The sequence below is a fragment of the Enhydrobacter sp. genome, from assembly GCF_030246845.1.
GTDB lineage: Bacteria > Pseudomonadota > Alphaproteobacteria > Reyranellales > Reyranellaceae > Reyranella.
Map to the genome: position 1 here is coordinate 23,223 of NZ_CP126889.1, position 22,132 is coordinate 45,354.

Consider the following 22,132-nt stretch of genomic DNA (forward strand, 5'->3'; position numbering starts at 1 on the left):
AGGACCGGTGTCGTCCCGAGCGCATGCGAGGGATCTTTCGCGGCGTCCGACGAAAGATCCCTCACGTCGTTCGGGATGACACTGCTTGCGTTCGGGATGACACTGCTTGCGTTCGGGACGACACCGTTCTCGTTCGGAACGACGCCTTCCCCCTGTCTTGACGCCCGCCTTCATACGGTTAACGTGTTAAACAACAGGCGGAGAACGGCATGGACGATCTCGACACCGGCACCGGCTACGAAAGCAGGCCGCCGAGCTACATCGCGGCCCTGACCGAGGTCGGGCGCGGCACGCCGATGGGCGAGCTGATGCGCCGCTACTGGCATCCGGTCGGGCTCGCCTCGCACGCGACCCGCACGCCGCGCGAGGTGCGCGTGCTGGGCGAGGACCTGGTGCTGTTCCGCGACGGCCGGGGCCGGCCCGGCCTGGTGCGGGCGCGCTGCTGCCATCGCGGCACCACGCTCTACTACGGCAAGGTCGAGGAGCGCGGCATCCGCTGCTGCTATCACGGCTGGCTGTTCGACGTCGAAGGCCGCTGCCTCGAGCAGCCCTGCGAGCCCGAGGGCGGCCGCCTGCGCGACCGCGTGCGCCAGCCCTGGTATCCGGTGCAGGAGCGCTACGGCCTCGTCTTCGCCTACATGGGACCGCCGGCGAAGAAGCCGGTGCTGCCGCGCTACGAGTGCCTGGAGGTGCTGGAGCCGGGCGAGTTCGTCGACGCCGACGACACCAGCATCGGCAGCGGCGGCGACGCGGTCGCGCCCTGCAACTGGCTGCAGCATTTCGAGAACGTGCTCGACACCTTTCACGTGCCGATCCTGCACGGGAACTTCAGCGGCACGCAGTTCACCGAGGTCATGAACCAGATGCCCAGGGTGACGTGGGACTACACGCCGCGCGGCGTGAAGGCCTTCTCTGTCCGCACGCTCGACGACGGGCGGCTCATGCGGCGCACCACCGAGGTCGCGTTGCCGACCCTGCGCGTGGTGCCCAACCCCTATGTCGGCGGCTACGGCCGGGTCGAGAGTCTGGGCTGGACGCTGCCGATCGACGACACCCACTACCGCATCTACACCGCCGGCCGCGTGCGCGAGAAAGGCGTGTTCCTGCCCAGAGGCCCCGGCGCGGCCGCCAACCGCAGGCGCTGGAAGGACATGACGCCGGAGGAACGGCGCGACGCGCCCGGCGACTGGGAGGCGCAGATCGGCCAGGGCGCCATCACCTTCCATTCCGACGAGCACCTCGCCACCAGCGACCAGGGCATCCTGCTGCTGCGCCGGCTGCTGAACAGCCAGGTGAACGCGGTGCAGCGGGGCGAGGACCCGGTCGGCGTGAGCTTCGATCCAGCCGCGCCGCCGATCGCCTTCGAGGCCGGCAACTTCGTCGTCGATGCCCGGGACGCCGCCGCTTCATGAGCGAGCGCAAGCGCATCGTCGATTTCCCGCGGCCGCGCCTCATGGACGACACGCAGTCGCTGCCGATCGCGCTCCTGCGCGCGCGCGAGGCGGTGATGGCCTGGTTCCGGCCGCACCACCGCAAGGGCGGCGTCACCGAGCAGCAGTGGCGCGTGATCCGCGTCCTCTATTTCGGGGGCGAGATGGAAGCGGGCGAGCTCGCCCGGCGCGCCTGGCTGCTGGCGCCGAGCCTCTCGCGCATCCTGAAGGACCTCGAGGCGGCGAAATACATAAGGCGCCGGCCGGGCGAGTCCGATTCGCGCCAGAGCCTGGTCTCGCTCTCGCCCAGGGGCACGGCCATGGTGAACCGCGTCGCGCCCTTCCTCGACGGCATCCATCGCGAGATCGCGCGGCGCGTCGGTCCCGATCGGGTCGAGGCGCTGCTGGCGCTGCTCGACCAGCTCGAACGCGCGCTGGCGCCGGCGCCCGAGGCGAGACGGAGGTCGAGAAAGTGACGCTCACCACCGGCCGGTCCATCCTCGCCGCGGCGGCCGCTCTCCTGTCGATGCTCGCGCTGCGCCCCCTCGCCGCCCAGACGCCGCCCGAGCCCGGCGTCACCGCGACCGCGATCAAGCTCGGCCAGACCGCGCCCTACAGCGGTCCCGTCTCCGCCTATGGCACGTTCGGCCGCGCCTCGCAGGCCTACTTCGCCATGGTGAACGATCAAGGCGGCGTCAACGGGCGGCGGATCGACCTCGTGGTGGCCGACGACGGCTTCAGCCCGCCCAAGGCGGTCGAGCAGACGCGCCGGCTGGTGGAAGCCGAGGGCGTGTTCGCCATGTTCGCCTCGGTCGGCACAGCGACCAACCTCGCAGTGCGCAAGTACCTCAACCAGCGGCACGTGCCGCAGCTCCTGCTGCAAAGCGGCATCGCAAAGTTCAACGACCCGAAGGAGTTCCCGTGGTCGCTCTCGGGCCTGCCCAACTACGAGACCGAGGTGAAGGCGTTCGCCCGGCACATTCTGGCGGTGCGGCCGCATGGCAAGGTGGCGATCCTCTACCAGAACGACGATTTCGGTAAGGAGTACCTCGCCGGCCTGCGCATCGGCCTCGGCGCGCGGGCGGAGGAGATGCTGGTGGGCGAGCAGAGCTTCGAGCTCAGCGATCCCACCGTCGAATCGCAGGTCATCGCGCTGCGCGGCAGCGGCGCCGACGTGCTGCTGATCGTGGCGACCCAGAAGCAGACCGTGCAGGCGCTGCGCAAGGCGCGCGATCTCGACTGGCATCCGCTGACGCTGGTCGCCTTCCCCGCCGCCTCGATCGCCCGCACCTACATCCCGGCCGGGATCGAGGCGTCGAAGGGCGCCGTCTCGTCGTCGGTGTTCGTCGATCCGTCCGATCCCGCGGTGCAGGACGAGCCGGAGGTCAAGGCCTACAAGGCGTGGATGGACAAATACTACCCGTCCGGCGACAAGGCCGACGGGCTCCATGTCGCGGCCTATGTCGAGGGCCAGTTGATGGTCGAGATGCTGAAGCGCTGCGGCACTGCCGTGACGCGCCGATGCGTGATGGACCAGGCGGCCCACCTGCACGACCTGCACGTGGCGATGCTGCGGCCCGGCATCACCGTCGGCACGTCGCCCGACAACTACAACCTCTTCAAGACGCTGCAGATGCTGACCTTCGACGGCCACCGCCTCGTCCCCACCGGCGTCCCCATCGCCGCGGAGTGACGCAATAATGTTGGTGTCATCCCGAGAGAAGCGAGGGATCTTTGGGCGCCCGTCGTTATACGCTATCTGCGGGAAACGTATAACCAGCTTGATCGTCCAGCGCAAAAGCGTCAATCTTATACGTTATTCGCAATTAACGTATAAATTGGATGCCGCCCGCTCCCAAGCCGCTGTCGCTCACCTTCCAGACCACCTACGCCGAGCTTCTGGACCAGTGCGCACTCGATGCCTTCAACGAGGCGTTCCCCGAGGCGGGCACGTTCGTCGCGAAGGAAGTCGGCGGCCGGCGCTACTGGTATTTCCAGCTCCCCGCCTCGCAGGGACAGAAACAGAGATATGTCGGCCCCGAGACCCCGCAGCTCCTGAAGCATATCGAGCAGCATCGGCAGGCGCGTGACGCCGAACGCACGCGGCGCTCTCTCGTCTCGACCCTTGTCAGGTCGGCGGCGCTTCCCCGCCCGCTGCCCCGCATCGGCGAGATCGTCGCGGCGCTGGCACGGGCCGGGGTCTTCCGCCTGCGCGGCGTGCTGGTCGGAACCGTCGCCTACCAGACCTACCCGGGCCTCCTGGCCATGCGCCTCCCCGCAGCCTCGCTCGCGACCGGCGACGTCGACATCGCGCAGTTCACCAATGTCTCGGTGGCGGTGAAGGACGCGACCGCTCCAATGCTCGATGTTCTCAAGGCCGTCGATGCGAGCTTTCGCGCCGTGCCCCATCTGCACGACAGCCGCCGCTCCGTGACCTACCGCGCGGCCGACGGCGTGCGCGTGGATTTCCTCACGCCCAACGAAGGACCTGCGACCGACAAGCCCAGACGCCTTCCGGCGCTCGGCACCGACGCCGAGCCGCTGCGCTTCCTCGATTTCCTGATCCATTCACCCGAGCCCGCCGTGCTCCTGCACGACATCGGAGTTTACGTCCTGGTGCCGACACCGGAGCGCTATGCCGTACACAAGCTCATCGTCGCGCAGCGCCGCGTCGGCCCGGGCAACGTCAAGCGCGGCAAGGACCTCGTCCAGGCGCAGGCTCTGCTCGACCGGCTCGTCGCGGCGAGGCCCAGGGAGCTGCGCGCCGTGTGGCGCGAGGCCGAGCGCCGCAGCGCCAAATGGTCCGGATACATGCGCAGAAGCCTGGCCGAGATCGACCCCGCCGTGCGCGACAGGACGCTGGCGCTGGTCGGTGGGACTCGCAGGAAAGATCCCTTGTGTCTTTGTGATTTGCGAGAATAAGCGAACGGGCGGCCGTTTGAGCAGCCGCCCGTCGCCGGCCCTGAGCCCGGAGATCCCTAAGGCAAGAGCCTGCCAGCGAGCGAGGGCCAGGGCCGGTGTCTTCCTTAAACCCGAACAGTTGCCTGGGCGCGAAGCCCGGACGAGCAAGGAAGGGAGACGGAGGATGACACAGAAGCGGACGCTTGTCGGCCTCGACATTGCCAAGGGAAAGATCGATGCGGCGATCCGGTCGGCGGGCGCGGAAGCGTCGTTCGCCCATGACGCCGCGGGGCGTCGGCGGCTGCTGGAGTGGCTGGCCGAACATGGCGTCGCCACGGCGGTGATGGAGGCCAGCGGCGGCTACGAGAGGAGCTGGGCCGGCCTGTTGCGCGAGGCTGGGCTGGCAGTGGTGATCGTCGACCCCCAGCGGGTGCGCCACTTCGCCCGGTCGGCCGGACAGCGGGCCAAGACCGATGCCATCGACGCCCGCATGATCGCCTGGTTCGGCGAGGTATTCGAGGATCTTACCGGCCAGGCCCGGGACGAGGAGCGCCAGGAACTCGACCAGCTGGTCACGGCCCGTCTCGGCATGGTGCGGCTGAAGGGGCAGATCGAGAGCTGGAATGAGCACGAGCAGCCCAAGGCGGTGCGCAAGATCCATCAGGCGCTGCTCGAGGCGGTGGGCGCTCAGCTGGCCAAGCTCGAGGCCGTCATCGCCGCCAGGATCGCCACGGTCGAGCGCTTCGCGCGGCAGGCCGAGATCCTCCACAGCGTGCCGGGGCTGGGCGACGCGGCGGTTGCCGGCCTGATCGCCTTGCTGCCCGAGCTCGGCCGCGTCGACCGCCAGGCCGCGGCCGCCTTGCTCGGGGTGGCGCCCTTCGCCGACGACAGCGGTGAGCGGCGCGGCCAACGCCATATTCAGGGCGGGCGTCGCAAGCTGCGCACGCTGCTGTACATGCCGATCCTCAGCGCCATCCAGCACAATCCGGTGCTCAAGGCCCACTACCAGCGGCTGCGCGCCAGGGGCAAGAAGCCCAAGGTCGCCTTGATCGCCTGCATGCGCAAGCTGATCGGCATCCTCAACACCATGCTGCAGCGCTCCCAGACATGGGACCCAGTCAAACACGCCATCGCCTGAGCCCGCCGTCGGCGCTCCGCGCCGACGGCCTGAAAGCCGATCAGCCCGGTGAGCGGGCGGGGTCAAGGCCGCAGCCGCCGAAGGCGGAGGCGCATAGCGCCTGCCTTGAGCCCGAACGATCACCGGGCTACCTCAACATCACAGTTGCTCGCTGCGCTCGGGATGACACCAATTTTTGTGTCATCCCGAGGCCAAGCCGAGGGATCTTTGTTGCGGCGACTCAGGCCGCGGCGAGATTGACGCCGAGGGATTGCAGGCCGGGGGCGATGCGGTCGCTCAGGAGGCCGACCTTGCGCAGGTTGCGCACCAGGCCGCCATGCAGGTCGCGGCGGAAGAACTTGCGGAAGGCGGTCTCGTCGCCGCCGGCAGCGCGCTCGCGGCGCAGGCGCTTGATCTCGCCGATGTCGGCCGCCGAGAAGCCCATCTCCTCGTAGGCGGCGAGCGGGAAGATGCCGGTCAGCGTGCGCGCCAGCGCCCACACCGCGAAGTCCTCCATCTCGCGCCGCTCGGCTTCGCTCGCCTCGCGCACGATCTCGGGCAGCGACAGCATGGCGAAGCCCATGTGCCGCGCCTCGTCCTGCAGGATGCGCCGGCAGACCTGGCGCAGCAGCTCGTCCTTCGACGATTCGGCGAGCATGCGGAACAGCGACACCGCGAAGGTCTCGGCGATGAGCTGCAGCCCGATCGTCTTCATGTGCCACGAGGCGGTGGTGAGCAGGGTGTCGAAGATCTCGCGCACATTGCCGCCCAGCGGATAGATGCTGCCGTCGAGCCGGCAGTCGAGGTAGCGCTGCAGCACCTCGTTGTGCCGCGCCTCGTCGGCCACCTGGCTCGACTGGAAGAGCTTGGCGTCCTGGCCTTGCACATGCTCGACGAGCTGGCTGCAGAGCAGCATCGCCCCCTGCTCGCCCTGCACCAGGGTCGACAGCCGCCAGCAGGCGACGCGGCGGTTGAGCTCGACGCGCTGCCCTGGCGAGAGCCTGTCCCAGTAGGGCGTGCCGAAAATGTCGACCAGGTCGTCGGAGATCAGCCCGCCGTCGCCCTCGAGCGGCGCCTGCCAGGCGATGTCCCTGGCCGCGTTCCATTGATCGATCTTGGCCTGCTCGTAGAGCCGGCGCATGTCGGCGTGATCGCTGTCGTAGCCGTGGCGGAAGTACGCGGTGTTGCGCGTCTCGACCCGATGGCCCTGTTCCATGACGTGCAGCTCCCTCGGCTGGGATGTCGGGAGGTACGCCTGTACTGTCCCTCCCCTATGCCACAATCGCCGCCGGCCCGCTACGCATCGGCCTGCATCCCTGGTCTGGCGCGCGATACCGTCGGCGGGGCCGCAGTGGACCGCAGCTCGGCGAGCGCCTGCCGCAGGATCCGCCAGGCGCCGCTCAGCGCAAGCGCCGCCATCACCGCGCCGACGATGAAATCCGGCCAGCCGATGCCGGTGCCGAGCACGCCGAGCGCGGCCGCGAGCACCATGAGATTGCCGATCGCGTCGTTGCGCGTGCAGATCCACACCGACACCATGTTGCTGTCGCCATCGCGATGACGATAGAGCAGCCCCGCCACTGTGAGGTTGGCGGCGATGGCGAGCAGCCCGATCGCTCCCATGGTCGGCGCGTCGGGCAGTGCGCCGGAAACCGTGTGCTGCACCGTGGTGACCACGACCCAGAGGCCGAAGGCCAGCATGGTGGCGCCCTTGAGCAGCGCGGCCCGCGCGCGCCAGCGCAGCGCCAGGCCGAGGACGAGCAGGCTCACGCCATAGTTGGCGGCGTCGCCCAGGAAATCGAGCGAGTCGGCGAGCAGCGAGACCGACCGCGCGCCGAGACCGGCGCCGATCTCGACGGCGAACATGGCGAGATTGATGGCGAGCGCGGCCCACAGCACGCGACGGTAGGCCGGGCCGCCGCCGTCCCCTCCTTCGTGGCAATGATCGCAGCAGGAAGCGCCCATCCCCGAAGGTTAGAAACCGCGCACCTGTTATACAATTGCGGCAGCTCGATCCCGGGCCGTCACCCGGCCGCCACCGGCGTCGGGATCTCGGCGCGCGAAGGTCCGGCGGCTGCCGTACCTTCGGCCGAAGCATGCGGCGCCTGCAGGATCACAGTCGCGCCTTCCTTCGCGAACTCGATGCCGAGTCCGGGGAAGATGTTGAACATGCGCTTGACCGCCTCGCGCTGGATCATGGCCGGGTTGCCGGGCCGCGCCGTGAACTTGAAGCGGACCAGCAGCGCATTGTCGACGATGTCGGCCACGCCCTGCATCTTGAAGGGCGCCAGGATCTCCGACTTGATCTCCGGCACCTCCATCATGTCCTGGCCGATCTTCTTCGCCGCCTTGCGCAGCTTCTCGATGTCGGTGTCGCGCGCGAAGCGCAGGTTGAACTTCACCGTGATCCAGTCGCGGCTGAAGTTGGTGATCTGGCCGAGCTGGCCGAACGGGATGGTGTGGACCTGTCCGTTCTGATGGCGCAGCCTGATCGAGCGCAGCGTGAAGCCCTTGACCGTGCCCTTGGCCTTGCCGCAGTCGATATATTCGCCGACCCGGAAGGCGTCGTCGGTCAGATAGAAGATGCCCGAGACGATGTCCCTGACCAGCGTCTGGCTGCCGAACGAGATGGCGATGCCGAAGATCGAGGCGCCCGCGATCAGCGGCATGACATTGATGCCGAAATCCTCCAGCGCGATCACGACGGCGAGGAAGACGATCAGGATCGCCGCCGCCATCCGCAACAGCGGCATCATGGTACTGATGCGCGAGGCCGGTGTCGCCGCAGCGTCGCCGTCGCCGGCCGCCCCGACAGGGCTCCTGGGCGCGGGCGCCATGTAAGGCTCGGTGGCGTACTTGAACAGCTCCCACAGCACGAAGGCCAGGAACAGCGTGATCGCGGCGGTGCGCGAGGAGCGCGTGATCTGCTCCCACTGGTCGGGGCTCGCGAGCCCCAGGACCTCGACCACCCAGCTTTGGGCGATCGTCACGGCGACGCCGATCAGCACCGCGACGCGCACGCAGCGCGCCACGACGTCGGGCAGCTTCGGTGCATCGCTCGCGGCGGTGCGGCCGAGGAGCTGCGAATCGAGCCGCCGCACGAACGCCTGCATCAGCGTCTCGAAGAACACCAGGCCGACCACGAGGACGAGCGTGAGCAGCATGGCGCCGCCGACCTGCACGCGCCCGGAGATGGCGCTGTAGGCCTGCGTCGCCCCCAGCACCACGAAGAAGGACGAGGCGACGCCGACCCAGTGCCGGCCCGCGAGGCCCGCCAGCGGCGCGGCCGCTCCGAGGCCCGCCAGCCACTGACGCGCGGCCTCCCGCGAGCGGGACACCAGCCACAGGAAGGCCGCGAGATAGATCGCGACCCCCGCGACCTGATAGGCGGCGAGCGCATCGGGCGGCGTCCCGACCGCGAACAGGACACGGCCGACGACGCGCCCGATGACGACCACCAGCACCGTGGTCGAGAGCCGCGAATACATCGCCCGGGCGTTCTCGCCGCTCACCTCGCACAGGCGCGCCGTGGGCGTCGCCGGCCGCAGCACGAACCGGAACAGTAGCATGCAGAGGCGCCAGTCGAAGATGCCCATCAGCACCGCCTCGGCGACCCTGTCCTGGGCCGTGGCGCCGGAGAACCATGCGCTCGCCGCGTTGCAGATCAGCCAGACCGCCAGCAGGCCGATCCCGTCGAGCGCCAGCAGCGCCGCGAGGTTCAGCAGCGAGCGCATCCCGTGCTCGGGACCGGCGCGGGCCGCAAGGCGCGCCCGCACCTTGCCCAGCAGCCGGCGCAGCGCCCCTTCCGCCATCACCGCCGCCGCGGCGGTCAGGCCCAGCACCAGCACGAACGCCGCTATTCCCCAACCTTCGTTCGAGTCCTGCCCCAGGCCGCCGGCCACCGTGGCGAGTTGCCGGCCCAGCGCGGGGAACGCCAGCACGACCCTCCCGAGACGCTGCAGAAAGAGTGCGAACTCGCTCGGCCCCTGCCCGGGCGTCGTCCGCACGATCTCGGGTTTGGGCGACGGCGCACCCTTGCCGGATTTCGGCTTGGCGACCGCGTCGGCAGCCGGTGCGGGAACGCCTTCGGTCCTGAGCTTCTCGACAACGGACCTGCTGATGGCGTCGACCAGGGAGTCGAACTGCTCCTGCGTCATGCCCGACGGCGGCGCCGCAGGCGTCTCGGCGCGGATCGCGCTCGTACCCGCGAGCACCAGCGACATCGTCAATGCCAGAACACGAAGGATCAGCATGGCGGGTATTCCTTCGCCCGGCCGATCGCGATTTCCTTGACCTGCGTCAAGGGAAGTCGCGACGCCTCAGAAACGTCGTGGCGATTGCATCGACAGTGCTTTCACCGCCACAGCGTCTGACGCCGCATTGTCCGTCCCTGGTTGGCCGACACTTCCTGCAACCCGGACTTCAGGGTTCGGTCGCCGTCGGCCGTTCGGCCTCCAGCCAGGCCACGACGAGGTCGTAGGAGACGGCGAGCACGACGGGGCCCACGAACAGCCCGATCAGGCCGCCGACCAGCGTGCCGCAGACGACGCCCGCCACGATGACCACCATCGGCGTCTGCAGGCCGCGCGCCATCACGATCGGGCGCAGCACGTTGTCGAGCAGCAGCAGCGGGACGGTGTAGGCGGTGTAGATCGCCGCCGTCGTCGTGGGGAAGGCGCTCCACACCCAGATGATGACGGGGATCATGACGAGGTTGGGGCCGATCTGCACGATCGCCAGCACCAGGGCCACGAAGGTGATCGCGCCGGCGAAGGGAACGCCGGCCGCCAGCATGCCGACGCCGAGCAGCGCCGACTGCAGCAGGGCAATCCCGATCACGCCTTGCGACACGTTGCGGATGGTGGCTCCGGCGATCTCGAGGAAATGGCCGCCCCGCCGCCCCGCGACGCGCGCCGCCAGCCGGCCCGCGGCGTCGGCCAGGCGATGGGAGTGCGCGAGCATGACGCCCGCGATCACGATGGCGGCGGCGAACTGCAGCAGCTCGAGCATCACGCCGGCCGCGATGCGCGCGATCCAGCGCCCGGCGGACGCGATCTCCGAGACATGGGTCCTGAGCACCGCGCGGATGTTGTTCGCGGCATCGAGCCAGAAATCGTAGACGCGCTGCCCCACCAGCGGCCAGTCGCGGACGGTCTCCGGCGGTTGCGGCAGCAGCGCCTGCGTTCCCGTCAACTGGCGCGCATACTGGTCGAGCGTCTCGACGGCCGAAGCGCCCAGCATCGCCGCCGGCACGACCAGCAGCGCGAGCAGCAGGACGGACAGCAAAGTCGCCGCCATCCCCTTCGGCAGGTGCAGGCGGCGACATGTCACCATGAACAAGGGAAAGGCCGCCACCGCCAGAATGACGGACCACAGCAGGATGCCGGCGATGGGGCGCAACAGCAGCACGCTCGCGTAGAGGATGGCGGCCACCAGAGCGAGACGGACCACGAGGTCGATCGCGAACTGCGACAGCCCGGCCCGGTCGTGGTCGTCGGCCCTCATCGATCGCTCAGGGCGCCGTCGCCTGCCAACGGCACACATCGTCGTTGGTGCTGACGAGCAGGCGCCTGGGCCGGACCGAAAGGTCGGCCCGGATCTTGAACCGATAGCCGCCCGCGTAGACGTTGGGAGCGACGCGATCGAGGCCGTAGTGGATGCCGCCGTCGGTCAGGAGCTCGGCCTTGTTGTTCCTGACCGTGAGCGTCATCGGGCGCGTCATGCTGGAATCCGCGAGCGTGCAGTCCGTGACGCTGCCGCGCTGCACGGCCAGCGTGAAGACGGTCGAGGAATCGGGATCCACCGGTCCGCTGCTCGCGGACGTGGCCGGGTTCCGCGGTTGCGTGCATCCCAGCAGGGAAGTCGCCAGCACCGCGAGCGAGGCCTGTCGCCAGACCGAAGCGGCCCGTTCCACGATGTCACCTGCCTTCCGCCTCTTCGCGAGGCACGAAATAGTAAACTATCGCAACCGGGCCGGCACCCTCGACGTGACTCGATGCCCATAGAGGCGCCGGTTGATCTGGATCAAGCGATCGAGGTGCCGGTTTGCTCAATATCATTCAATGGCAATGCACAAGCGCATACTGGAATGGCAGGCGGCGCATCCGACGATCACATGGATCTGCTGGCTCATCGTCTGGATCGTCGTTCTCGTCCTGCTTTTCAGGCCAAGCAGCACGGGCGGCATGACCTAGACCGCCCCGCCCGGCCACCTGCAGTCCAGCGGTTGGGGGCGGCGTGATCCTACTCTCGGCACTCATCGTACTGCTTTTCGGCTACAACCTGCTTTCGCGGCGGCTCGAGAAAACCGTCGTGACCGGGCCGATGTTGTTCACGACGGCAGGCATTGCGATGGCGCTCGCAGCGCCTGCCGAACTCGCCGCCCCGATCGACGCGAGCCTTCTTCTGCATCTCGCCACCGACGCTGCGGGCACGGATCTGCCGTTGCTGTGGGACATTCGCGCGTTGCCCTTGCGCCTTCTGGGTACCTCGAGCATGAGGTCCGACTGCGGGGTGAAGCGACCATTCGGGCGGCAACCATCGCCACCGTCCTGCTCAGCATATTCGCCCATGGCCTGAGCGCCCGGCCCGCCATCGACTTCTGCGCCACGGGCTGGAAGTCGCCAGCGGAGCGACGGCGCGGCCAGCGATGAACCCTTCTGCGAATGGGCCGGCCAAGTGCGCAGCCGGCCATTCACCCGCGCAGGATCGGCCTCGCCGATCCTCAGCTCCGCTTCGGCAGCGGAACCCTGTTGTCCGTGAGGATCTTCTCCAGCACCGGAATCGAGCTTCCCGGACTGCTGTCGCACTGGTTCATGGCCGCCGCGGCACCGCTGTCGACCTGGCCGCTGCGGGCATAGTCGCGATAGGCCGAGCTCAGCGAATTGCAGTATGTGACGTCAGCGGAAGCCTGGGCGAACGCGACGGTGGCGAGCAGCACCGCGGCGCCGGCCAGCGGGAGAGTACGGAGCAGCATTGGTCTTCTCCTTGAGGTGCGGTTGACGGCATTGGCGACCTGCCAATGCAGCCTCAGGCTGCTTCCTCCCTGGCGCCGCCTCCTTGATACAAATCAATTTCGCAACCATGGGTGCCCCGGTCAGGGGCGGTTGTCCTGGCCGTGGTCGTGGGTCGCGTATTGGCCATTGGCGCCCGGCGCGTTCTTGCAGCTCGCGACGTGGACAACCGCGACCAAGACGAGCGCAAGAGCTGCCAGCCTTCTCATGACCGCCCCTTGGATCACACATCCGACGGCCGAAGATGACGACAACCCGCACGACCCCGCACGTCACGACTGCGTGACGGGCGGCGCGCCCGCATCGCTGGAGTTCGTCACCAGCCAACGGCAGACCCTCGGGAATGAAACCGCGCTGCCTGCCGCAAAACGGGTGTCATCCCGAGCGCAGCGCGGGATCCTTGATCGGCGCCAACCAAAGATCCCTCGCTATGCTCGGGATGACACGGAAGTGGCTGCAGCGCATGGCCTGTTTCTTGTTGAGCCAGTGAGCAGGCGATTTCAGGCTGCCATCATGTCGAACTCGACATGCACACGGTCATAGGGAAACTCCACGGCTCCCTTGTCTGTCCGCTCCAAGATCCCCGCATTGACCAGCAGCGTCACGTCCGAATGAACCGCCTTGAAATCGCGGCCGACGCGACGCGCCACTTCTCGGATCGTCAGCGGCCCGGTTCGTGTCATGGCGCGCACGATCTCCATGCGCTTGGGCGCCAGCACCCGCCAAAGCTCGCCGACATTCTCGAATGAAATCCGGTCGTCGCCCGCCTTACGCTGACCGCGCGCCGTCGCCAGGATGCGGCGCGTTACGTCATTCTGCGTCTCGATGCCAAGGATAACCGTCCGCATGTCCTATCTCCGTTCGTTCACATCGCGCCAGAAATCCGACAACAACCGCTCCAAGCCACGAAACACATAGGGCTTTTCCACGTCATCCAAATGTCGGTGATCGCCCTTGCCGCGCTCGTTGTCGTAACGCACACGGCAAATGCCATCCACGACATAGGCCAGCCGGTATTTGTAGCTATGCGTGCTGCCGGGGACCGGCTCAGGTACCTGCCACACAACCAACTCTGCAAAGCCAGGGCCAACGACAAGCCGGGTCCGGGTGATTTTTCGCGCCTCGGTCACTGATGGAGTAAATTACATCATTGGTGAAGTGATGTCAATAAATCCATCACGTGGCCAAATCGGCATACCGTCATCAACATGCAAGCCATAGGGCCGCAATGCTACGCAAGCCAACTGAACGATTTGGCGAGCTGAGCATGGCCGTTGGAGCGAATCCATTCGCCGTGCGCGACAACGACTCTTTCGCAATGCCATCCAAGCACCTTGTCGCGAGCCGCACGGGCTGGCGCGCGGTCTATGAATGATAGTCGCAGGTCTATGGGGGCTTTGCCCTGGTCCCTGGTGAGGCCGGAAAGCCGGGCCAGAAAGCTCCACCGTCCCCATTCTTCCCGGAGAAATTCAGGGCTGAACGTCTGGATCAGGTCGGCAACAATAGCGGTGGCCGAAGGACGATGACAAAAGACAATTTCGTCCATGGCAAACGAACCGCGGAACCACGCCTGACCGATATCGGGCAACCACTCGGCGGGCGGCTCGTCACCCAACGCCCCGTGAAAAACGAGCTCGGGTCGTTTTCGAATGGTCGATGGCGGTCCCCACAACCGTGCCTCCGGATAGACAGCCTTCCAATCCTGCAAGTAGAGGTGATGCAGCTTGTTGGGGCTGACAAGATGGCGGACGGGGCCCAGCGCCTCCACGCGTTGCCGGAGATCAGGCGTCAGTTCGATCGGCGACCAGATCCATAGATCGCCGTTGCGCAAACGAACGATCACCGAGCGCGTCGGATACGGGAAGCCGTGGAAGCTCACGGTCTTTCCATCGACCAGCCAAATCGCCTCGTCCACTTGCTCGATCATTCACTAACCCTCTCTGCGGCTGCCCGTCACGACTGCGTGACGGGCGGCGCGCTCGCGTCATTGGAGGCCGGTGAGCAGACGGCGCCAGGCGGCGGCCTCGCGCGCCGGGCGGAACAGAGGGGCGCGGCGCGCGACGGCGCGGGCGAGCTGCCTCACGAAGCGCGGCTCGTCCTCGAGCCGCCGCAGCAGCCGCGCCAGCGCGCGCGTGTCGCCGACCGGGAAGTAGCCGGGATAGTCCGCGCCCAGGAGACCGACATTGCCGTCGATGCGCGAGGCCAGGATCGGCACGCCGGCGACCGCCGCTTCGGAGACGACGTTGGCGCCGCCTTCGCTCAGCGACGAGATCACCATCGCATGGCAGCGCGCCAGCAGCCGGCGCACCTCGGCCGCCGGCACGTCGCCGCGCCAGACGTAGCGCGGGTTCGCGGCCATCTCGGCGCGCGCCCGCCGCGCCCACCGCGGCGTGTAGGCGCGGCCGACCTGCTCGATGCACACGCGGCTCTCCGCCGGCAGCAGCCGCGCGGCCCGGGCGGCGCGCAGCGGATCCTTGACGTCGCGCAGATGGCCGATCACCGCGACGAGCGTCGCCCGCGGAGTCGGCCGGCGCGCAGCGGCGGGCGGCGTCGCCGACTGGTAGATCACCGAAAGCCGTGCGCGCAGGCGTTTCGGCACGACACGCCAGGCGAGCGCATTCAGCGCCACCAGCCGGTCGGCCAGCGCCATCGCGCGCAGGGTCGGGACAGGATCGGTCTCTATATAATGGTAGATGTCGGTGCCGCTGAGCTGCAGCACGGCCGGCCGGTCCGGCCAGGCCGCCTTGAAGCGCTCGATCGCCCGGGCGCTGCGCCAGGCATGCACCGCCACCATCAGGTCGGCCGGGTTGCCGTCGTAATCCGAGGCGACGCGCACGCGATGGCCGAGCCCGCGCAAGAGACGCGCCCAGCGCACGGCCGCCACCTTGTTGCCGGTGCGTGAAGTCGGACCCTGCGGTGTGATAAGGACGATCTTCATGGACCATGGCCACGACCTCGCGCATCCCCGGCGGCCGACCAGCGGAGCATCCGCGGCCGAGCTCGTGGCGCAACTGCGCGAGGCCCGTCATCGCACCCGGCGCTTGACGGAAGATCTGTCATCGGCCGAATTGATGGGCCCCTATCTCGAGATCGTCAATCCGGTGCTGTGGGAGATCGGCCACGTCGCGTGGTTCCACGAATACTGGACGCTGCGCCACGCCGCCGGCCGCGCGCCGCTGATCGAGCGCGGCGACCGGCTGTGGGATTCGAGCAACGTCGCGCACAGGACGCGCTGGCATCTCGATCTGCCCGACCGCGCCGGCACATACCGCTACATGGCCGACGTGCTCGCGCGGCAGGAGGATCTGCTGTCGCGCGGCATCGACGACGAGGCGCGCTATTTCCACGACCTTTCCATCCGCCACGAGGACATGCATGTCGAGGCGCTGGCCTACATGCGCCAGACGCTGTCGCACGCGCCGCCCGTCGATCTCGGCGGGTCCGGCCGGCCGGCCGGCGGTCCTCTGGCCGGCGATGCCTCCGTGCCCGGCGGCACATGGCGGCTGGGCGCGACAGAGGACGAGGGCTTCGTCTTCGACAACGAGAAATGGGCGCACGAGGTGACGCTCGCCCCCTTCCGCATCGCCCGCGCCGCCGTGACGAACGCCGAGTTCGCGGCCTTCGTCGAGGCGGGTGGCTATCGCACGCGCGCGTTCTGGAGCGACGCCGGCTGGGCCTGGCGCACCGAGCGCAACGCCGAGCGCCCGGTCTACTGGCAGCCCAAGAGAGACGGCGTCTGGACGGTGCGCCGCTATCGCGACATCGAAGAGCTGGCGCCCGACGAGCCGGTCGTCTTCGTGAGCTGGTTCGAGGCCGACGCCTGGTGCCGCTGGGCAAAGCGGCGCCTGCCGACCGAAGCCGAGTGGGAGGCCGCCGCGATCGGCGCGCCGGCCATCGACGGATCGCGGCTCGCCGAGCGCCGCCGCCGCTGGCCGTGGGGCGACGAGGCGCCCGACCGCTCCCGCGCCAATCTCGACTTCGCCTTCGACCGTCCGGTCGATGTCGGCGCGCTGCCCGCCGGCGACAGCGCCTTCGGCTGCCGCCAGATGATCGGCAACGTGTGGGAATGGACGGCCTCGGATTTCCTGCCGTTCGACGGCTTCGCGCCCGATCCCTACAGGGACTACTCGCAGCCCTGGTTCGGCACCCGCAAGGTGCTGCGCGGCGGCGGCTGGGCGACCAGCGCGCGCATCGCCCGCCCCGCCTACCGCAACTTCTTCACGCCCGACCGCCGCGACGTCTTCGCCGGCTTCCGCACCTGCGCGGTATGAGCCTGCACCAGGGTCTGTCGAGATTCAGGATTGAACTAAACCGCTGGCGCGGTGTTTGGGGTTCTGTATTGGCGTGAGAGCGCTCCTGTCTGAAGGATTGCGGGTTGTCGAAGCCCACCCTTGCAGACAGGAGAACCCCGATGGCCGAGTTGAGCCCTCTTCGCCGCCGCATGACCGAGGATATGACGGTCCGCAATCTGTCGCCGGCGACGCAACGATCGTACCTCCATGCGGTGGCGAAGTTCAGCCAGTATTTTGGTTGCTCGCCGGATCGATTGGATATCGAAGATGTGCGCACCTATCAGGTGCAGCTGGTTGCCCGCGGCATCTCCTGGCCGGCACTCAATCAGATCGTCTGTGCGCTGCGCTTCTTCTACGGCGTGACGCTGGGGCGGAGCGAACTGCCGGAGCGCATCCCGTATGCGCGCGAGCCTCGCAAGCTGCCGTTGGTGCTGAGTGCGGACGAGGTTGTCCGCTTTCTTGAAGCGGTGCCTGGCTTGAAGAGCCGCACGGCGCTGACCACGGCGTATGCCGCCGGGCTGCGGGCCTCGGAGGCGGTGCGGCTGAAGGTCAGCGATATCGACAGCAGCCGGATGATGATCCGGATCGAAGAGGGCAAGGGTGCCAAGGACCGCTATGCCATGCTGTCGCCGCAGCTGCTGACGATCTTGCGAGGTTACTGGCGCCTGGTGCAGCCGCCCCATTGGCTGTTCCCTGGCCGTGATGAGAACCGGCCGATCGATCCGCAAGTCCTGCATGCCGCCTGCCGTTCAGCCTGCAAGGCAGCGGGCTTGGCCAAGCGGGTGACGGTGCACACGCTGCGCCACAGCTTTGCGACTCACCTGCTGGAGGCTGGCACCGACATCCGCATCATCCAGGTCCTGCTCGGCCACAGCAACCTGTCGACGACCGCTCGCTACACCCGAGTGGCTTCCACGACGATACGCAACACGGCCAGCCCGCTCGACCGGCTGCGCCTGGACGTGGTGCCGCCCGGCTGACGGGCACACCTCGTGGCACCTGGGCTGGAGGTGGCGGAGATCTTCCGCCGCCACGGCGAAGCCTATCGTCGAGCCTATGCCGGTCACCTCGGACTGACCGAGCGACGCGTCATGAGCGCCATCGAGCTCTGCCGGACGGCGGCACTTGGCGGTCATGTCGAGCATTGTGCGGACTGTGGGCTGGTCCGCATCGCCTACAACTCGTGCCGCAACCGGCACTGTCCCAAGTGCCAGGGCCTGGCCCGTGCCGCGTGGCTGGCGGAGCGGCAAGCCGAGTTGCTGCCGGTGCCGTACTTCCACGTCGTGTTCACCCTGCCGGCTGCGGCGGCCGAGATCGCCTTCCAGAACAAGGCGACCGTCTATGCCATCCTGTTCCGGGCGGCTGCCGAGACGCTGTGCACGATCGCCGCCAATCCACGCCACCTGGGTGCCGAGATCGGCGTGGTCGCGGTTCTGCATACCTGGGGTCAGAACCTGCAGCATCACCCCCATGTCCACTGCGTCGTTCCCGCCGGCGGGCTGTCGCCCGATGGCACGCGTTGGGTTGCCTGCCGGCCGGGCTTCTTCCTGCCCGTGCGCGTGCTCTCGCGGTTCTTCCGGCGGCTGTTCCTGGAGAAGCTTCGCACGGCATTCGACGCCGGTGACCTCGGCTTCTACGGTGATCTCGCCGGCCTGGCCGATCAGGCCGGCTTCGAGCGGCGTCTCGACGAGCTGCGCCAGCTCGAGTGGGTCGTCTATGCCAAGCCACCCTTCGGCCACCCCGACCAGGTCCTCGCCTATCTCGGCCGCTACACCCATCGCGTGGCCATTGCCAACAGTCGGCTTGTCAGCCTCGAGCAGGGACAGGTCAGCTTCCGCTGGCGGGATTACCGACGCCACGGCAAGGCCAAGATGATGACCCTTGCCGCCAGCGAGTTCATCCGCCGCTTCCTCTTGCATACCCTGCCAGACGGCTTCCACCGCATCCGCCATTATGGCTTCCTGGCCAATGGCCATCGCCGCGCCAAGCTCGTTCACTGCCGACAGCTTCTCGCCGCCCCAACTCCTGAGTCTCCTACGCCAGCCGACTACCGCGAGCGCTATCGACAGCTCACTGGTCGTTCTCTCGACCTCTGCCCATGCTGTGGTGGCACCATGGTGCTGCTCGGGCCGCTGCCGCGCCCTGCTCGACAACGCTTGCTCAGCTGGTTCGACAGTTCATGAGACGCCATCGTTCTGTCGCCATCATCCAAACCCGCACAGCGTTCCATCAGTCGATGGGCGCTCGCCCTTGCGCGCAGGCGCCGATCCTGCACCTCGTCAGCGCGTCGTCCTCGCCGCTGGCGCGGCGATGGCCGCCGCCTGCGCCGCTCCAAACCCGCCTTCCACCGCGTCACCGTCCCCGCCTGCTGTCGCATTCGTCTGCCACTATCGCGGCGGCCTCGACACAATACCCATAGCTCGTGGGTTCCCAGCGGTTCAGTTCAATCCGGCTTCAATGAGGTCGCGACCTGCTGTGACCCAACCATCGGCCTGCGCGACCTCACAGAAGCCTCTAGATTCCCCGGAGAGCTCGAATGTGATTCAAGCTTGCGATGGATCATCTTTTACTGACCGACGCCCAATGGGCGAAGAGGAAACCGCACTGTCTGGGAAAGCCGTCGGCCCCCGGGTGACAACCACCGCTTCGTCGAGGCGTCCCAGCTATAGGTGCGCTGGCCGTCCGAGGTCAGGTTGCCGACGGCGTCGAAGGTAAGCGCCTGGCCCGAGAGGTCGGTGAGCTGGTTGAGGTTGTTGTAGGTCGCGGTCTGCGTGCCGGCGGCAGGATAGACAGAGGAGGCGTCGCTCGTCTCGGTGATGCCGCTGATCAGGTTCTCCGGCGTCGTCGTGAAGGCGTAGTTGGAGTACTGCCCCGCCGTGAGGCCGGTGTTGTCGATACCCGAGAGCCGCCGGTCGCCGGAATTGGGCAGGTAGCTCCAGGTGGTGGCGAGCGTGCTGCCGGCCAGCGTCCGGCTGGTGAGCTGGCCGGTCTGGCCGAGATAGGAGAGCGTGAAGGAGCCGAGGTCGTTGGTGTGCGTGATCAGCCGGCCGATGGCATCGTACTGGAAGGTCTCGGCACCCTGCCCGCCGACGGTGCGTGAAGCGAGCCGGCCGAGCTGCCTATCTTCCCCATGCTCAGAGCGAGGCGCAGTTGAGTCGTTTAGCAACTTCGGCGATGCGCGACTGCCAAGCGCCAACTGCTTTCTGATGCAGATAGGAAAGAAGATTACAGCCGGCTGTAGCATCGCCGAGGAGATTTTCCAGAATAGCCAAGTTGATGATTGGCGGTAGATATCTGCGCTGCACCACCTTTGTTTCGATCAACCATTGCCTCATCGCTTCACGTGCGTGCATTCGCTCAAGAAATGGAAGCGCATAGGCGGTTGCTGTGCGACCAATGTCCTCGATGGCGCCTTCATCATTGATACTCCACCACCTATCCCTACCATCGATCAATTCGCCAATGCGCACGGCAACGGTGCAGGTGGGTTGCTCAACAAATCGAGGCCGCGGCTCGCCCCATAAGGTTGAATGAATATCTGGATCGAGCACACCTACATTAAGCGTACAAGCATCACCGCCTTTTCTCATCTGTATATCAGCCACGTCCACGAAGGAAGAAACCTCACGGTTCCAAACGTTCTTGTGGCGTTTGAAGCCAAGCGGTTCAAATACCTTGTCGAGCTGTGTAACGAATGCGTTCTTCATTGTGGTGGCTCGTAGTAGATTACGCGACCTCGCATGCCTAGTTGCTCTTCATAGATTTGAATTTGCCGAGCGCCAGAAGCTCTGCCTGAAGGTGTATTGGGCTTCAATTCGAGAACTCTTCCATGCGGCGTAACAACATCTGGCCGATAGATTCTGCCATTGGCACCGACTAACCGAGGTTCGGACTGCCATCCTGATTTCCCGGCGATACGTTCTGCTAGTTCGCGGTGGGCCTGTCTGCCAGCGGCAGCCGCAGCGCTCTCGCCGCCGCGAGCACCGATAGTGGTGCTCGCCTCCCCAAGTGCTTGCGCCGCCGTCTGTGCCGCTCTTCTCGCTGCCAACGCTGCAAAAGCGCGTCGGAAGAGCATATCGACGTAACCGCCACCGGCTCCGCCGACCGCACCAAGAGCGGCCGAAATGCCAACTGAGCCCCAATTGATGCAGCCGAACTTGCCGCCATTTATCGCGAGCTGAATGGCAACGTCCGAGGCGGCACCGGCCGCTGCGCCGACCAAGAGCGGGACAAAGTCGCCATTCGGATCAGTAAGGCTGATCGGATTGCCGCCGGCATAGGGATAAAGGTTGCCAACTGGGTCGCTCCCCTCGCCGAAAGGATCCCGCGATAGCCATCGTCCTGCGACTGGGTCATACGCGCGGTACCGCGTCAGATAGAGCCCGCTGTCGGCGTTGTAGAACATGCCGCCATAGACGAAGTCGGTGACGGGTGCGGTGCCTTGCAGCGGCACGCCGTAGGGATCGTAGCTGTAGGCCGGCGCGCTCGAGGTGCTGGCGAAGGCGCGGCGCACCGAGCCGATCTGGTCGAGGCCGTAGTAATAGGGCTGGGCGGGCGAGCCCGGCACGACCTCGCCCTCGTCGTAGTAGCCGCGGATCGGCGTATTGCCGGCATCGCGCGCCTGGCAGAGGGCCGAACCGCACCAGAGATAGGAGGTCGTGGTCGCACTGCCGCCGCCGGGCGGCGTGCTGGCGATCGACACCCGCCGGCCCAGGCCGTCATAGGTGAAGGCGGTCGCCTTGCCGGGCTGGCCGGGATAGGCGATGCCGACCAGGCGGTTCTCGGCGTCCCAGCTGTAGGTGCGCTGGCCGTCCGAGGTGAGGCTGCCGTCGGCGTCGAAGGTCAGCGTTTGCCCCGAGAGGTTGGTGAGCTGGTTGAGGTTGTTGTAGGTCGCCGTCTGCGTGCCCGCGGTGGGATAGACGGCCGAGGCGTCGCTCGACTCGGTGATGCCGGAGATGAAGTTCTCGGGCGTCGTGGTGAAGGCGTAGTTGGAATACTGCCCCGCGGCGAGGCCGGTGTTGGCGATGCCGCTCAGCCGCCGGTCACCGGAATTGGGCAGGTAGCTCCAGGTGGTGGCGAGCGTGCTGCCACTGAGCGTGCGGCTGATGAGCTGGCCGGTCTGGCCGAGATAGGAGAGCGTGAAGGAGCCGAGGTCGCTGGCGTGCGTCACCAGCCGGCCGAGGGCGTCGTACTGGAAGGTCTCGGCGCCCTGGCCGCCGACGGTGCGCGAGGCGAGCCGGCCAAGCTCGTCGTACGCATAGGCGATGGCGCCGTTGGCCAGCGGCCCGCTCTCTTGCTGGAGCTGCAGCGCCCCCAGGGAGCCCACCGGTACGTAGCTGTACTGTGTCGTGCCGGTGCCGGGTCCCACTTGCTCAAACA

22 protein-coding genes are annotated in these 22,132 nt (G+C 67.3%); 8 read left to right on the forward strand and 14 right to left on the reverse strand.

What is annotated here, in order from left to right:
• The first annotated feature begins 209 nt into the window (after window positions 1–209).
• The 5 genes from OJF58_RS00125 to OJF58_RS00145 all read left to right on the forward strand — a co-directional run bounded on the left by OJF58_RS00125 (window position 210) and on the right by OJF58_RS00145 (window position 5,469).
• A complete protein-coding gene (locus OJF58_RS00125; protein WP_300781020.1) occupies window positions 210–1,412 on the forward strand; it encodes a Rieske 2Fe-2S domain-containing protein in 1,203 nt (400 codons plus the stop codon).
• Complete coding sequence (hpaR, locus tag OJF58_RS00130) at window positions 1,409–1,906, forward strand: homoprotocatechuate degradation operon regulator HpaR (protein WP_300781021.1); 498 nt, start codon at window positions 1,409–1,411, stop codon at window positions 1,904–1,906. The genes OJF58_RS00125 and hpaR overlap by 4 nt, the downstream gene beginning before the upstream one ends.
• The gene (locus OJF58_RS00135; RefSeq protein WP_300781022.1) at window positions 1,903–3,123 is read left to right on the forward strand and encodes an ABC transporter substrate-binding protein; all 1,221 of its coding nucleotides are present in this window, start codon (window positions 1,903–1,905) and stop codon (window positions 3,121–3,123) included. Before hpaR ends, OJF58_RS00135 begins: the two co-directional genes overlap by 4 nt.
• A gap of 149 nt (window positions 3,124–3,272) precedes the next feature.
• Window positions 3,273–4,352 carry a GSU2403 family nucleotidyltransferase fold protein gene (locus OJF58_RS00140; protein ID WP_300781023.1) on the forward strand — a complete coding sequence of 360 codons (1,080 nt, stop codon included), beginning with the start codon at window positions 3,273–3,275 and terminating at the stop codon, window positions 4,350–4,352.
• A 163-nt stretch (window positions 4,353–4,515) separates the two neighbouring features.
• Window positions 4,516–5,469: an IS110 family transposase gene (locus OJF58_RS00145; RefSeq protein ID WP_300781024.1), complete on the forward strand. Its 954-nt coding sequence runs from the start codon at window positions 4,516–4,518 to the stop codon at window positions 5,467–5,469.
• Window positions 5,470–5,689: 220 nt separating this feature from the next.
• On the opposite strand, the gene OJF58_RS00150 is transcribed toward OJF58_RS00145, so the two are convergent.
• The 11 genes from OJF58_RS00150 to senB form a co-directional block, all read right to left on the reverse strand.
• Entirely contained in the window at window positions 5,690–6,664 is a 975-nt protein-coding gene (locus OJF58_RS00150; protein ID WP_300781025.1) for a ferritin-like domain-containing protein, read from the reverse strand.
• A gap of 80 nt (window positions 6,665–6,744) precedes the next feature.
• Window positions 6,745–7,413 carry a cation transporter gene (locus OJF58_RS00155; RefSeq protein ID WP_300781026.1) on the reverse strand — a complete coding sequence of 223 codons (669 nt, stop codon included), beginning with the start codon at window positions 7,411–7,413 and terminating at the stop codon, window positions 6,745–6,747.
• A gap of 59 nt (window positions 7,414–7,472) precedes the next feature.
• Window positions 7,473–9,701 (reverse strand): mechanosensitive ion channel family protein, encoded by a 2,229-nt coding sequence (locus OJF58_RS00160; RefSeq protein WP_300781027.1) that lies wholly within the window; start codon window positions 9,699–9,701, stop codon window positions 7,473–7,475.
• 169 nt (window positions 9,702–9,870) lie between these two features.
• Window positions 9,871–10,953, reverse strand: coding sequence for an AI-2E family transporter (locus OJF58_RS00165; protein WP_300781028.1), 1,083 nt, complete (start codon window positions 10,951–10,953; stop codon window positions 9,871–9,873).
• Between the two features lie 7 nt (window positions 10,954–10,960).
• A complete protein-coding gene (locus OJF58_RS00170; RefSeq protein WP_300781029.1) occupies window positions 10,961–11,362 on the reverse strand; it encodes a hypothetical protein in 402 nt (133 codons plus the stop codon).
• Window positions 11,363–11,503: 141 nt separating this feature from the next.
• Window positions 11,504–11,635: a hypothetical protein gene (locus OJF58_RS00175; RefSeq protein WP_300781030.1), complete on the reverse strand. Its 132-nt coding sequence runs from the start codon at window positions 11,633–11,635 to the stop codon at window positions 11,504–11,506.
• Between the two features lie 537 nt (window positions 11,636–12,172).
• Window positions 12,173–12,424 carry a hypothetical protein gene (locus tag OJF58_RS00180; protein WP_300781031.1) on the reverse strand — a complete coding sequence of 84 codons (252 nt, stop codon included), beginning with the start codon at window positions 12,422–12,424 and terminating at the stop codon, window positions 12,173–12,175.
• 537 nt (window positions 12,425–12,961) lie between these two features.
• On the reverse strand, window positions 12,962–13,309 hold the full coding sequence (locus OJF58_RS00185) for a transcriptional regulator (protein WP_300781032.1): 348 nt from the start codon (window positions 13,307–13,309) through the stop codon (window positions 12,962–12,964).
• A gap of 3 nt (window positions 13,310–13,312) precedes the next feature.
• Entirely contained in the window at window positions 13,313–13,591 is a 279-nt protein-coding gene (locus OJF58_RS00190; protein WP_300781033.1) for a DUF6516 family protein, read from the reverse strand.
• Window positions 13,592–13,692: 101 nt separating this feature from the next.
• Window positions 13,693–14,388: a DUF4336 domain-containing protein gene (locus OJF58_RS00195; protein WP_300781034.1), complete on the reverse strand. Its 696-nt coding sequence runs from the start codon at window positions 14,386–14,388 to the stop codon at window positions 13,693–13,695.
• 57 nt (window positions 14,389–14,445) lie between these two features.
• Window positions 14,446–15,399 (reverse strand): selenoneine biosynthesis selenosugar synthase SenB, encoded by a 954-nt coding sequence (gene senB / locus OJF58_RS00200; RefSeq protein ID WP_300781035.1) that lies wholly within the window; start codon window positions 15,397–15,399, stop codon window positions 14,446–14,448.
• On the opposite strand from senB, the gene senA reads away from it, so the two are divergent.
• The 3 genes from senA (at window position 15,398) to OJF58_RS00215 (ending at window position 18,936) form a co-directional block, all read left to right on the forward strand.
• Window positions 15,398–16,732, forward strand: coding sequence for a selenoneine synthase SenA (senA, locus tag OJF58_RS00205; protein ID WP_300781036.1), 1,335 nt, complete (start codon window positions 15,398–15,400; stop codon window positions 16,730–16,732). The genes senB and senA overlap by 2 nt on opposite strands.
• 140 nt (window positions 16,733–16,872) lie before the next feature.
• The gene (locus OJF58_RS00210) at window positions 16,873–17,733 is read left to right on the forward strand and encodes a tyrosine-type recombinase/integrase (RefSeq protein WP_300779415.1); all 861 of its coding nucleotides are present in this window, start codon (window positions 16,873–16,875) and stop codon (window positions 17,731–17,733) included.
• A 12-nt stretch (window positions 17,734–17,745) separates the two neighbouring features.
• Window positions 17,746–18,936: an IS91 family transposase gene (locus tag OJF58_RS00215; protein WP_300779416.1), complete on the forward strand. Its 1,191-nt coding sequence runs from the start codon at window positions 17,746–17,748 to the stop codon at window positions 18,934–18,936.
• Window positions 18,937–19,319: 383 nt separating this feature from the next.
• On the opposite strand, the gene OJF58_RS00220 is transcribed toward OJF58_RS00215, so the two are convergent.
• From OJF58_RS00220 to OJF58_RS00230, 3 genes are read right to left on the reverse strand one after another with little or no spacing between them, the layout of a single operon-like run.
• Window positions 19,320–19,919 carry a hypothetical protein gene (locus OJF58_RS00220; RefSeq protein ID WP_300781037.1) on the reverse strand — a complete coding sequence of 200 codons (600 nt, stop codon included), beginning with the start codon at window positions 19,917–19,919 and terminating at the stop codon, window positions 19,320–19,322.
• A complete protein-coding gene (locus tag OJF58_RS00225; protein WP_300781038.1) occupies window positions 19,888–20,460 on the reverse strand; it encodes a DUF4304 domain-containing protein in 573 nt (190 codons plus the stop codon). Before OJF58_RS00225 ends, OJF58_RS00220 begins: the two co-directional genes overlap by 32 nt.
• Complete coding sequence (locus OJF58_RS00230; RefSeq protein ID WP_300781039.1) at window positions 20,457–22,121, reverse strand: RHS repeat-associated core domain-containing protein; 1,665 nt, start codon at window positions 22,119–22,121, stop codon at window positions 20,457–20,459. Before OJF58_RS00230 ends, OJF58_RS00225 begins: the two co-directional genes overlap by 4 nt.
• Window positions 22,122–22,132 lie beyond the last annotated feature (11 nt).

Excerpts from the sequence above, each read along its gene's own strand:
- OJF58_RS00125 (WP_300781020.1), top strand. The coding sequence starts at position 210 with ATGGACGATCTCGACACCGGCACCGGCTACGAAAGCAGGCCGCCGAGC.
- hpaR (WP_300781021.1), top strand. The coding sequence starts at position 1,409 with ATGAGCGAGCGCAAGCGCATCGTCGATTTCCCGCGGCCGCGCCTCATG.
- OJF58_RS00140 (WP_300781023.1), top strand. The coding sequence starts at position 3,273 with ATGCCGCCCGCTCCCAAGCCGCTGTCGCTCACCTTCCAGACCACCTAC.
- OJF58_RS00145 (WP_300781024.1), top strand. The coding sequence starts at position 4,516 with ATGACACAGAAGCGGACGCTTGTCGGCCTCGACATTGCCAAGGGAAAG.
- OJF58_RS00150 (WP_300781025.1), bottom strand. The coding sequence starts at position 6,664 with ATGGAACAGGGCCATCGGGTCGAGACGCGCAACACCGCGTACTTCCGC.
- OJF58_RS00155 (WP_300781026.1), bottom strand. The coding sequence starts at position 7,413 with ATGGGCGCTTCCTGCTGCGATCATTGCCACGAAGGAGGGGACGGCGGC.
- OJF58_RS00160 (WP_300781027.1), bottom strand. The coding sequence starts at position 9,701 with ATGCTGATCCTTCGTGTTCTGGCATTGACGATGTCGCTGGTGCTCGCG.
- OJF58_RS00165 (WP_300781028.1), bottom strand. The coding sequence starts at position 10,953 with ATGAGGGCCGACGACCACGACCGGGCCGGGCTGTCGCAGTTCGCGATC.
- OJF58_RS00175 (WP_300781030.1), bottom strand. The coding sequence starts at position 11,635 with ATGCCGCCCGTGCTGCTTGGCCTGAAAAGCAGGACGAGAACGACGATC.
- OJF58_RS00180 (WP_300781031.1), bottom strand. The coding sequence starts at position 12,424 with ATGCTGCTCCGTACTCTCCCGCTGGCCGGCGCCGCGGTGCTGCTCGCC.
- OJF58_RS00185 (WP_300781032.1), bottom strand. The coding sequence starts at position 13,309 with ATGCGGACGGTTATCCTTGGCATCGAGACGCAGAATGACGTAACGCGC.
- OJF58_RS00195 (WP_300781034.1), bottom strand. The coding sequence starts at position 14,388 with ATGATCGAGCAAGTGGACGAGGCGATTTGGCTGGTCGATGGAAAGACC.
- senA (WP_300781036.1), top strand. The coding sequence starts at position 15,398 with ATGGACCATGGCCACGACCTCGCGCATCCCCGGCGGCCGACCAGCGGA.
- senB (WP_300781035.1), bottom strand. The coding sequence starts at position 15,399 with ATGAAGATCGTCCTTATCACACCGCAGGGTCCGACTTCACGCACCGGC.
- OJF58_RS00210 (WP_300779415.1), top strand. The coding sequence starts at position 16,873 with ATGGCCGAGTTGAGCCCTCTTCGCCGCCGCATGACCGAGGATATGACG.
- OJF58_RS00225 (WP_300781038.1), bottom strand. The coding sequence starts at position 20,460 with ATGAAGAACGCATTCGTTACACAGCTCGACAAGGTATTTGAACCGCTT.